The sequence below is a fragment of the Nocardiopsis valliformis DSM 45023 genome, from assembly GCF_000340985.1.
Lineage (GTDB): Bacteria > Actinomycetota > Actinomycetes > Streptosporangiales > Streptosporangiaceae > Nocardiopsis > Nocardiopsis exhalans.
In genome coordinates, this window is the sequence record NZ_ANAZ01000015.1 from 65,026 (window position 1) to 76,196 (window position 11,171).

Genomic DNA, 11,171 nt, shown 5'->3' on the forward strand with positions numbered 1-11,171 from the left:
AAAGCCCAACCACCTCCGCCTAGCCCGATGACGTCCGCCCCCGCCGCCCCCGAGCTTCCCCCGGACAAGACCACCCCTGACAGCCCCTATTTGTGAAGGCCATGGCACCTTTGACCGCGCCAGCGCGGCACAATCTCCCCCGGCCAGGCACCAGTTTCGTGGGCCGGGAGCGAGATCTGAGCGATCTGCTCCGCTTGCTCGGCTCCAGCCGGTCCGTGACCCTCTGCGGCTCCGACGGGATCGGCAAAACGCGACTGGCCCTGCGCGTGGCCGAACAGTCCACGGCCTCCTTCCCCGATGGGGTGTGGATCGCGGACCTGACCGACGTACGCACCACGCTGGAGATTCACGCGCGCATCACCCAGGCCGTGGGTGTGATCGAGGAACCGGGCCTGCCCCTGGCGGCGACCGTGACCGAGGCGCTGCGGGACCGTCGGCTGCTGCTGGTGCTGGATTCGTGCGAGCACATCGCGGACGAGGTGACCGAGGTCGGGGAGGCCCTGCTCACGGAATGCTCGGCGGTGTCGGTACTGCTCACCAGTGAGCTGCCGGTACGGCTGACCGGCGGGACGGTGTGGCGGGTGCCACCGATGGCGCTGCCGGTGGCCGCGCGCAACGCCCCGCCGCCGGACCCGGCCGACGCGGAGTCGGTGCGGCTGTTCCTGGATCGGGCCAGGTCCCGGGACCCGAGGTTCACCGCTTCGGGTGCGGAGCTGGAGGCCGTGGCGACCCTGTGCGATCTGGCCGGGGGCGTTCCGCTGGGCATCGAGGTGCTGGGCGCGCGGGCCCCGGGCGAGGGCATCGACGCGCTCACCGAAGGGCTGCGCGCGCACCTGGCCTCCCCCGCGCTCCAGCCCGGGCCGGGGCAGGCCGTCTCACGTAGCCAGGTGCTGCCTCTGGTGCTGGACTTCGTCTACCGGGCCCTGCCCGAACCCGAGCGGGTGCTGCTGCGCCGTCTTTCGGTGTTCCGCGGCTGGGACCTGGAGCTGGCCGAGCAGGTGTGCGCGGACGAGTCCCTGCCCGAGTCGGGCATCCTCGACCTGCTCACCTCGTTGCTGGACCGGTCGCTGATCACGGTGACCGGCGAGTTCGAGGGGCGGGTGCGCTACCGGCTGCCCGAGGCGGTGCGGCTGTTCGCGCACGGGTTGCTGGTCGAGGCGGGTGAGGCCGAGCTCTTCCAGGAACGGTTGCTGGAGCGCATGCTGCGGCTGGCCGAGGCTCTGGGGCAGCGGCTGGAGTCGAGCCGGTCGATGCCGTGGTCGGAGCGGGACGCCGGGCGCCAACGGGTCATCGCCGAGTACGACACGCTCAGGTCTCTGCTGCGCTGGGCGCACCAGCGCGGTGCGGCCGAGCCGGGGCTGCGGCTGTGCGTGAGCCTGGTGGCGCACTGGGTGAGCCACAACAGCTACTCCGAGGGCGCCCACTGGATGGATCGGCTGCTGGCCCTGGAGGAGACCGCCAAGGCGCCTTCCCGGGCGCGAGCCCTGGTGGGTCGGGCGCAGCTGGCGCGGGTACGGCGGGGCCACGATCTGGCCGTGAGCGCCGGCGAGGAAGGGCTGCGGCTGTGCCGTGAGGCCGGGGACGACGTGTTCGTGCGCACCGTCCTGAACCTGCTGGCGCTGGTGGAGGTACGCGAACGCAACCTGGACCGGGCTTCGGTGCGGGTCGAGGAGGCCCTGCGGCTGTGCCGTGAGGCCGGTGACCTGTGGGGCGAGGCCATTGCCCTGGGCACCCGGGCCGCTTTGGTGGCCCAGCAGGGCGACTACCCCACCGCCGACCAGCACTACAACGCGGCGCTGACTCTGCTCCGCGGGATCGACCACCGCTGGGGGGTGGGCGTGGTCCTGCTGGGACAGGCCCGCGCCGCGGAGGTCAACGGCGACCTGATGACCGCCGACCGCTGTTACCGGGAGGCGCTGGACACCCAGCGGATGATCGGCGCGGTGGCCGAGGAGGCGCGATGCCTGGCCGGGATCGGGCGGGTCGCGCACGCACAGGGTTCCACGAGCCAGGCCTACGACTACCTGAGCGAAGGGCTGCTGATCAGCCACACCAGCGGGCAGCGCGCCGAAGCGGCCCGCAGTCTGGTGTCGCTGGCCCGGGTGGCGTTCGGTTCCGGGCTGCGCGAACCCGCCTGCCGCCTGGCCGGGGCGGCGACGGCGCTGCGCGCCCGGGTCGGGCTGCCCGTGCAGGGTGCCCCGTGGCCGTTCGTGGACGTGGAGCGGGTCCGGCGGCGCCGCCGTCACCTGGTGAGCTGGTGGGAGCAGGGGTACCTGCTGGGCCAGTCGGAGGTGGTCCGGGAGGCATGGCGGCTGGCCGAGGAGGGCCGCCGCCCGGGTTCGAGTACACGTGCAGGTTCACGATCGGGTTCCGGCTCGGGTGCGGGTTCGCGATCCGGTACGGGTTCTGGCGCGGGTTCGCGATCCGGTGCACGGCGCGGGCGTAAGGACAGCTCTGCCGCCAAGGGCGCGTCCGCCCCCGCCCCGGTGCCCTCCCCCGAGTCGACCAGCCCCCGGCAGCTGCTGACCCGGCGCGAGCTGGAGATCGCGCTGCTGGTGAGCACGGGCAAGAGCAACCCGGAGATCGCCCGGGCCCTGTTCATCACGTCGTCGACGGCGGCCAGACACGTCGCCAACATCAACCGGAAGATGGGTTTCCACTCGCGCACACAGATCACCGCGTGGATCGAGCGGCACCGGACGGCCTGAACCCCGTCCGACCCGTCCGCGCGGGTGGCCCCCAGCGGCACCGCGCGGGTTGTGTAGTCCCCGGGCGCCCACGAATCTACATATGCATCTGCATAGCAAGATGCATGTGCATTTGGCTGTGAACACGCTAGGCTTCAAGCCATGGGACATCAGGCTCCTGGCACCGCACGGACCGGGTCTGAGCGCTCCCAGAACCGGCCGTCGGGACCCGGGCCGAACACCGGGGGACCGTCGGGCCGTCGGCTCCGTGGACGCTCTCGGGGCCGGTGGGTAACCGCGCCGGCGCGGGGGAAGACCTGGGGAGGTCCCTCGCGACGAACGCCCGGCACGGCGCTTCCGGGCTCGCCACGTGGAGGGGGCGTGACGAGCCCGGGCAGCGGGCCCGCAGGCACACTGTTCGAGTGGGGGAACGCATGGGGGTAGGGCTGACTTCTGGAACCGGACGACCCGGCCGTCACCTGCCGCGTCGGGACGACCCGATCGGCTCACTCACCGGCGGGCTGTGTGAACGTCTCAGACTCAGGCCCGGACGCGGCGGGACGATCCGCGGGCGGTCCGGCCGGACCGACGCGCTCACCTTCGCCGCCACGGTCGAGCAGGCCGCGGCCGGGCTGAGCCGCCGCGGAATGTGCCTCGGGGACGTCGTGGGCGTACTCGCCCCGGTCTCCCCCGACCGCTTCCTGGCCTCCTACACGGTGATGGCCGTCGGTGGACGCGCGCTGACCGTCTCCCCTGAATCCAACCTGCGCACGCAGTGCCGGGCCCTGGCCGAGACCGACGCCCGACTGCTCATGGTCAGTGAGGAACTGGCCGGAAGGGCCCTGGAGCTGGCCGAGCGGTCCCGGGTCCGGCAGGTGATCACGTTCGGGTCCGCACTGGGCACGACGCCCTTCAAGGAACTCCTGCTGCCCAGCCCGGACGGCAACGGGTACAGCCCCGCGCGCGGACTGTTCGACAACGGACACCTGGGCTACGAGCCCGCGGGCGACGACATCCTCACCACCCTGCACACCCACAACGATCTGCTGGCCCGGTTCACCGAACTGCGCGAGGAGCTGGCTCTGACCGCCGAGGACGTGGTGGCGGTGGGCGAGGCCGGGGACGAGGCGACCCGGCTGGCGCTGGTGGCGCTGGCACTGTGGACCGGGGCGTGTGTGGTGGCGGGCGACGACTGCCCTCCCCCGGAGGGACGGCGGGTGACGGTCGCGTGCGACCCCCTCCCCACCAGGATCGGCTTCCCCCACGCCGGCGGGGCTCTTTAGGAAACCGGAACACCTCAACGGCCGGCGGGGTTTCGCCGGAGCGGCTCCGGGCGGCGAGCGCCAGAGCCGTGCGGAGTTACAGAGCCGTCCGGAGTCACAGTGTCGCCCGGAGTCACAGTGTCGCCCGGAGTGAATGGCGGCACGGAAAGCGTTCTAAGCGGGTTCGGCGACCACGGACTCACCGGCGTCGTCGATCTCGAACCAGGCCACGTGGGTGGCCTCGCTCCAGTACTCACCGCTGCGCGTGGCGCAGCTGTCGACGATGAACTTGCCGCGCCCGAAGTCGTCGCCGTCCTCGCGGGTGTGCCCGCTTTCGGAATCGGCCGGGTCGCGATCACCCTGGTCGGCGACGGCCACGCGGAGCCGCTGGGAGTCGGAGCGGATGAACAGGGTCATCACCCCGCCGCTCTGTCCCGAGCGCGAGTGCAGCAGGGCGTTGGTGGCCAGTTCGCTGACGGCCAGCTCCGCGTCGTCCAGGGCCTCCTCTCCGTGCCCGGTCCTGGTGAGGAACTCGCGTACCCGGGCCCGGATGGACCGGACCGCGGTCAGGTTCCCCGCACAACTCCACACCGTGTGGTCGGTGACCCCACCGGTGAGCTCTCCGACGTCGATCCTCGGTGCGGTCGCCGTAGCGGCCTCTGGGGCGTCCGCGGGCACATAGTCCCGGAGTTGCCTCGCCTCAGCCATCCGGTCACTCCAATCACCCGCGTCGGGCGCGCGGGTCGCGCCGCCTGCACTCACCTTAGACAAGGGTGTACCGGGTCCAGAACAGCACACCCGTGTTCGCCTCGCCGGGGTTTGGTCACAAAACCCCGTTCCGTGTCCTCCCCGATATGGACAAAGGAAACGGCCCGGAGTCCAGGACCGGCCATGTGAGGTGCAACACGCAGGCAATACCTGACCGGAACCGGCCTTCCCCCTGGGGCACACGTGACCCGGGGCGACGATTGCGGCTGTCGATTTCGCCCCGGGGACCCGCCCCGCACATATCCGAGAATGGTCACCCTATGTGATCGCACCTCCGACAAAGACAGAAAACCGGCGACTAAACGCCACGTTTTCGCTACTCGGCGACAACGATGAGGACACAACAGCGGGCGGTGGAAGCGCGCCCAGCACCCCTACCACGACGTTGGGGCCGTACATGCACGACCGTGTGCGGCACCCGCCTCTCCCACCTGAAACCCCCAGGCCACAGTAGGTTTCAGCATCCCCTCCAGCACCATCTCGGACAGGCCGTAAGAAACCTCCCGAACATCCCCACCCCTGTCCCGACCTCGTTTGACGCTTCCTGTAGTGCGAACAAGGATCGTTGGGGGCCGATCTCGACCATCGTTCCGAGGGCGCCCAAGCCATCGCCTGTCACGGCGGTCTCGGCCTCTCCACAGTCCCCATCCCCACACGAGGTGTCCCCGTGCCTAAACTGCCCGAAGACTCCACTCCCGCCCTGAAGCACCTCACCTCCCGCCGCAGCCTGCTCAAGGCCTCCGCGGCCGGTGCGGCCGTCGTCCCGGTCCTGGCCGCCTGCGGCGGTGACTCCGAGTCCGGCGGCACCGGAGGTGACGGCGAACCCCAGCGCGGCGGCCACCTGAAGGTCGGCGTCGCGGGCGGCGGCGCCAGCGACACGCTGGACGCGCACGCCCCCACCGACAACGTCGACATCGCGCGCAACTACGCCCTCTACGCCGCGCTGATGCGCTTCGACAACGACGGCACCATCGAGCCCTACCTGGCGGAGTCGTTCGAGCCCAACGAGGACGGCACCGAGTGGACGCTGGTCCTCAGGGACGGCCTGACCTTCCATGACGAGAGCGCGGTCACCACCGACGCGGTCATGTACTCCCTCGAGCGCATCCTCGACCCCGAGGACCCCCAGCGCGGCGCGGGCGACCTCGAAGGCGTCGACCTGGACGCGAGCGAGATCGTCGACGAGCGCACCATGATCATCCGTACCGCAGAGCCCTTCGTCACCCTGCCCGAGGCTCTCGCCGAGTACTACAACTGCATCGTTCCGGAGGGCTACGACCCGGCGAACCCGATCGGCGCCGGCCCCTTCAAGTACTCCGAGTTCGAGGTCGGCGAGTACAGCATCTTCGAGCGCCACGACGGCTTCCACATCGAGGGCCAGCCCTACGTGGACAAGCTCGAGATCATCAACTTCCCCGACGACGACGCCCGCGTGAACGCCCTCAACAGCAACCACGTACAGGTGATCAGCCAGGTTCCGCACGCGCAGGTCTCCATCATCGAGGCCGACCCGAACGTGAACATCCTCGAGTCCGAGACCGGCATGTGGCTGCCGTTCACGATGAACATCGAGGAGGCCCCGTTCGACGACGTCCGCGTGCGCCAGGCCTTCCGCCTGATCGTCGACCGCCAGGAGATGATCGACCAGGCGCTGGCCGGGTACGGCCAGATCGGCAACGACATGTACGCGCGGATGGACCCGTCCTACCCCGAGGACTTCGAGCAGCGCGACCAGGACATCGACGAGGCCAAGCGCCTGCTGGCCGCGGCCGGCTACGAGGACGGCCTGGAGGTCGAGCTGGTCACCGCCGACATCAGCACCGGAGTGATCGCCGCCGCCGAGGTCTTCCAGGAGCAGGCCCGCGAGGCCGGGGTCACCGTCAACCTGCGCCGGGTCAACTCCAGTGACTACTGGAACCCGGAGGAGGGCTTCCCCTACCCCTTCGGCCAGGACTTCTGGAGCGCCCGCGGCTACATCACCCAGACCGCCCAGGGCTCGATCGTGGGAGCCCCCTACAACGAGACCATGTGGGGCGAGCACGAGGAGTGGCTCGGGTACCTGGAGGAGGCGCGTCAGACCGGCGACCTGGACGAGCGCAACGAGCTCATCCGCAAGGCCCAGGAGATCGAGTTCGAGGAGGGCGGCTACATCGTGTGGGGCTTCGTGAACCTGCTCGACGCCCACACCGTCGCGGTGCACGGCCTGCGTCCCTCGGTCTCGGGCCACCCGCTCGGTTCCTACGCCTTCCACACCATGTGGCTGGAGCAGTAGAGGGCCCGAGGCCCCCGAAGCTCCATACCGCTACCGAAAGCACACCATGACTCGACTCATCGTCGTCCGCCTCTTCTTCGGCGCACTGACGCTCTGGGCGGTGTCCCTCGTGGTCTTCGCGGCCACGCAGGCACTGCCCGGCGACGCGGCCCAGCTGATCCTGGGCCGGGACGCCACCCCGGAGCGGCTGGAAGCGCTGCGCAACCAGCTGAACCTGCACGAACCGGTTGCCGTGCAGTACATGCAGTGGCTCCAAGGGCTCCTCCAGGGCGACCTGGGCACCTCGTTCTCCAACCGGATGCCCGTCGCCGAGTACCTCGCGAGCCCCGTGAAGAGCTCACTGACCCTGATGGGCCTGGCGGCCCTGGTGGCGACCCCGATCGCGCTGGTCGTCGGCGCGTTCAGCGCCCTGCGCCGGGACCGCGCCTTCGACCACACGTCCTCCATGGGCACCCTGGTCCTGGCGTCCATCCCCGAGTTCGTGGTCGGCATCCTGCTGATCCTGTTGCTCGGCCCGGGCGGGCTGGGACTGTTCCCGTCGGTGTACGCCCGTGCGGGCGGCCCCGAGCAGTGGGTGCTGCCCGTGCTGACGCTGGCCCTGGCGGTCGCGCCGCCGATCGTGCGGATGATGCGGGCGACGATGATCGAGGTCCTGGAGAGCGAGTACGTGCAGCAGGCTCGGCTCAAGGGCATGAGCGAGCGCACGGTGCTGTGGCGTCACGCCGCGCCCAACGCGATCGGCCCGGTCGCCCAGGTCGTCGCCCTCCAGCTGGCCTGGCTGGCCGGCGGCGTGGTGGCGATCGAGTTCCTGTTCAACTTCCCCGGTATCGGCAAGGTCCTCATGGACGCCATCGACAACCGTGACGTGCCGCTGATCCAGGCCGTGGTCCTGCTCATCGCGGGCGTCTACATCCTGGTCAACCTGATCGCCGACGTGATCGGGCTGGCGGCCAACCCGAAGGTGAGGGTCGCGAACCGATGAGTGGACCTTCGACAAGCGTGACGAGCACGACCCCCACGACGCCCGGGCGGCGCCGCCCGGGGCTGTTCCGGACCGCGTGGCGGTTCGGCCGGACCAAGGTCGGTGTGGTCCTGACCGGCTTCATCGTCCTGATCGCCGTGGTGGGGCCGTTCGTAGCCCCCTACACCCCGACCGAGTTCGTGGCCAAGCCGTTCGAGACGGGTGTGGACGAGGCCCTGTTCGGCGGTGACAACCGCGGCCGTGACGTGCTGACCCGCTTCCTGTGGGGCGGATGGACACTGCTCCTGCTGGCCGGTTCCGCCGCCGGTATCGGTGTGGCCACCGGAACGGTGATCGGCATCATCGCCGGTTACCGCCGCGGCTGGGTGGACGACGTCCTCATGCGGACCAACGACGTGCTGCTGGCCTTCCCGCAGCTGATCGCGGCGCTGCTGGTGATGTCGATCATCGGCCCGAAGGTGTGGCTGATCGTCGCGGTCATCGCGGTCTCGCACATGCCACGGGTGGCCCGGGTGATCCGTGAGGCTACCCGCAAGGTGATCGAGCAGGACTACGTGAAGGCGGCCGAGGCAATCGGGCTGCCGCGCTGGCGGATCATGACGGTGGAGATCCTGCCGAACGTGACCAGCCCGCTGTTGGTGGAGCTGGGTCTGCGCCTGACCTACTCCATCGGCGTGGTGGCCGTGCTCGGCTTCCTCGGCATGGGCCTGCAGCCGCCGACGGCGGACTGGGGCCTGATGATCAACGAGAACCGCCAGGGCATGGCGATCCAGCCGTGGGCGGTGGCACTGCCCGTGACGGCGATCGCGGTGCTGACCGTCGGCGCCAACCTCATCACCGACGGGCTCTCCCGTGCGGCGATCGGTATCGACCGGGGGGTCGAGAAGTGACCGGGAACGAGAACTACGAGGGCGCGGAATACCACGGCTCCAAGGGGTACTACGGCTCCGGCGACGACGAGACCGTGCTGGTGGTGGACGGGCTCACGGTGATCGGGCGTCCCTCGGACGTCGAGATCATCAGCGGTGTGTCCATCACCGTCAGACGGGGCGAGATCCTCGGCCTGGTGGGCGAGTCCGGTTCGGGCAAGACCACCCTGGGGCTGTCCCTGCTGGCGCACTGCAAGCGCGGCACGGAGATCGTCGGCGGCCACTTGGTGGTCGGCGGCCAGGACCTGGCGGGCCTCACCGAGCGGGGCGTACGCGAGCTGCGCGGCCGCGCGGTGGCCTACATCCCGCAGTCGCCCGCCTCGGCGCTCAACCCGGCCCTGCGGCTGGGTGTACAGCTGAGCGAGGCCCTGCACGACGCGTCGCTTTCGGGCGCCGAGGTCATGGAGCGGGTCCGCGAGGTCCTGCGCGAGGTGGCACTGCCCGACGACGACGCCTTCCTGCGCCGGTACCCGCACCAGCTGTCCGGCGGGCAGCAGCAGCGGGTGGCGATCGCGATGGCGTTCGTGGGCCGCCCGGACGTGATCGTGCTCGACGAGCCGACCACCGGCCTGGACGTGACCACGCAGGCGCACGTGCTGGAGACCATCCGGTCGATGACCCGCGACTACGGGACCGCCGGGGTGTACATCAGCCACGACATGGCCGTGGTCGCCGACCTGGCCGACGACATCGCGGTGATGTACCGGGGCGAGGTCGTGGAGCGCGGGCGGGCCGCGGACGTGCTGTCCGACCCTCAGCACTCCTACACCCGGCAACTGCTGATGGCGGTGCCGCTGCTGAAGACGTCCGGGCACGAGGAAGCTGAGCCCGAGGAGGAGGAGCCGCTGCTGCGGATCTCCGACCTGGCCGCGGGGTACGGGCGTACCCAGGTGCTGACGGGGATCAACGTGTCGGTCTCCCGGGGCGAGTGCGTGGCGCTGCTGGGCGAGTCGGGTTCGGGCAAGACGACCCTGTCGCGTTCGGTAGCGGGGCTGCACCACCAGTTCACTGGGGAGATCCTCTTCGACGGGGTTCCGATGGCCACCAGCAGCTACCGCCGTACGGCGGAGCAGCGGCGGCGGGTGCAGTACGTGTTCCAGAACCCGTACGAGGCCCTGAACCCGCGCAAGCGGGTGCGGGACCAGATCCTGGGCCCGTACCGGCACCTGGTGGGCAGGCCGGCGGACCCGGACGATGTGGTGGCCGAGGCGTTGGAGCGGGCCGCGCTGCCCGCGTCCTACGCCGACCGCTTCCCCGAACAGCTGAGCGGTGGCGAGCGCCAGCGCGTATGCATCGCACGCGCTGTGGCGACCGGCCCGGACCTGCTGGTGTGCGACGAGATCACGTCGGCGCTGGACGTCTCGGTGCAGGCGGAGATCGTGAAGCTGCTGCGCAACCTCCAGGACCAGGGCATGTCCCTGCTGTTCGTCACGCACAACATCGCCCTGGTCTCCAACATCGCCGACCGGGTGGCGATCCTGAACAAGGGCGAGATCGTGGAGTACGGGCCAGTGGGCGAGGTGATGTCGTCGCCGCAGCACGAGTACACGCGTGCGCTGATCGCCGACACCCCGGACTTCGAGCTGTCCTTCCCGGGCGCCCCGGAGCGGCTGGGCCTGGACGTCGATGAACGGCTGCGGGACCGGCTGGCCGAGGGCTAGCCCGTAAGGGTTGGGTTGAAAGAGCAGGGCTGAGGGGCCGGATACGCATCCGGCCCCTCACTTTTCGAGTTTCCCGGTGGGGATCTGGCCTGGCCTGGCGTGGTGGGGTTCCCCCGTTTCCCGCCGCTTGATGGTTGCCGTCTGCGCTGCGCGCGTCAAGGTCGTCGCCGTCGCGGCTTCGCCGGATCGGGGCGCTCCACCTTGACCCGCTTCGCTGCGACGGCGGTGGGCGGCTATCGGGAAACGGGGGAGGTGTGGTCCGGGGTGGCAGACGGGCCCCAAAGGGGCCCAACGGGCCCAACAGCAACGGCAACTACCTCGGCCTTCGGCCGGAGCCTTCCCCAGCCCGGCGCGGATCGGGCCACGTGTCGCGGCCGGTCAAGGTCAGCAACGGAAAGTGGCAGCGAAGGAGGGAGCACCCCAGGCCCCCGAGCACGGTTTCGGCCCCTTTCCCGAAGATGATCTTGCTACCAGAAGCAAGTTCAGCGCCGAACTTGCTTCTGGTAGCAAGATCACCGGGGATGGGAGGGTTTCGGAAGCAGCGGACAGCCTCAGGCGCAGGTTACGGACGCCCTGGCTTCCCCAGGGCCAACACCACAGCGCTGAACCC

The 11,171-nt window shown here is 70.1% G+C and carries 7 protein-coding genes; 6 read left to right on the plus strand and 1 reads right to left on the minus strand.

The window, feature by feature from the left end; all coding sequences use genetic code 11:
• Positions 1 to 110: 110 nt before the first annotated feature.
• Together D457_RS0116600 and D457_RS0116605 are read left to right on the plus strand one after the other, a co-directional pair.
• The gene (locus tag D457_RS0116600; protein ID WP_026116721.1) at positions 111 to 2,708 is read left to right on the plus strand and encodes a LuxR C-terminal-related transcriptional regulator; all 2,598 of its coding nucleotides are present in this window, start codon (positions 111 to 113) and stop codon (positions 2,706 to 2,708) included.
• A 413-nt stretch (positions 2,709 to 3,121) separates the two neighbouring features.
• On the plus strand, positions 3,122 to 3,970 hold the full coding sequence (locus tag D457_RS0116605; protein ID WP_017581800.1) for an AMP-binding protein: 849 nt from the start codon (positions 3,122 to 3,124) through the stop codon (positions 3,968 to 3,970).
• A 153-nt stretch (positions 3,971 to 4,123) separates the two neighbouring features.
• On the opposite strand, the gene D457_RS0116610 is transcribed toward D457_RS0116605, so the two are convergent.
• Positions 4,124 to 4,657, minus strand: coding sequence for an ATP-binding protein (locus D457_RS0116610; RefSeq protein WP_017581801.1), 534 nt, complete (start codon positions 4,655 to 4,657; stop codon positions 4,124 to 4,126).
• A 727-nt stretch (positions 4,658 to 5,384) separates the two neighbouring features.
• Between D457_RS0116610 and D457_RS0116615 the strand changes: the two genes are divergently transcribed.
• The 4 genes from D457_RS0116615 to D457_RS0116630 are packed head-to-tail and all read left to right on the plus strand — an operon-like array spanning position 5,385 to position 10,561.
• Entirely contained in the window at positions 5,385 to 6,989 is a 1,605-nt protein-coding gene (locus D457_RS0116615) for an ABC transporter substrate-binding protein (RefSeq protein ID WP_017581802.1), read from the plus strand.
• A gap of 46 nt (positions 6,990 to 7,035) precedes the next feature.
• Entirely contained in the window at positions 7,036 to 7,971 is a 936-nt protein-coding gene (locus D457_RS0116620) for an ABC transporter permease (RefSeq protein ID WP_017581803.1), read from the plus strand.
• On the plus strand, positions 7,968 to 8,861 hold the full coding sequence (locus D457_RS0116625) for an ABC transporter permease (protein ID WP_039831365.1): 894 nt from the start codon (positions 7,968 to 7,970) through the stop codon (positions 8,859 to 8,861). Before D457_RS0116620 ends, D457_RS0116625 begins: the two co-directional genes overlap by 4 nt.
• Entirely contained in the window at positions 8,858 to 10,561 is a 1,704-nt protein-coding gene (locus D457_RS0116630; RefSeq protein WP_017581805.1) for an ABC transporter ATP-binding protein, read from the plus strand. Before D457_RS0116625 ends, D457_RS0116630 begins: the two co-directional genes overlap by 4 nt.
• Positions 10,562 to 11,171 lie beyond the last annotated feature (610 nt).

Excerpts from the sequence above, each read along its gene's own strand:
- D457_RS0116625 (WP_039831365.1), top strand. The coding sequence starts at position 7,968 with ATGAGTGGACCTTCGACAAGCGTGACGAGCACGACCCCCACGACGCCC.
- D457_RS0116610 (WP_017581801.1), bottom strand. The coding sequence starts at position 4,657 with ATGGCTGAGGCGAGGCAACTCCGGGACTATGTGCCCGCGGACGCCCCA.
- D457_RS0116605 (WP_017581800.1), top strand. The coding sequence starts at position 3,122 with ATGGGGGTAGGGCTGACTTCTGGAACCGGACGACCCGGCCGTCACCTG.
- D457_RS0116620 (WP_017581803.1), top strand. The coding sequence starts at position 7,036 with ATGACTCGACTCATCGTCGTCCGCCTCTTCTTCGGCGCACTGACGCTC.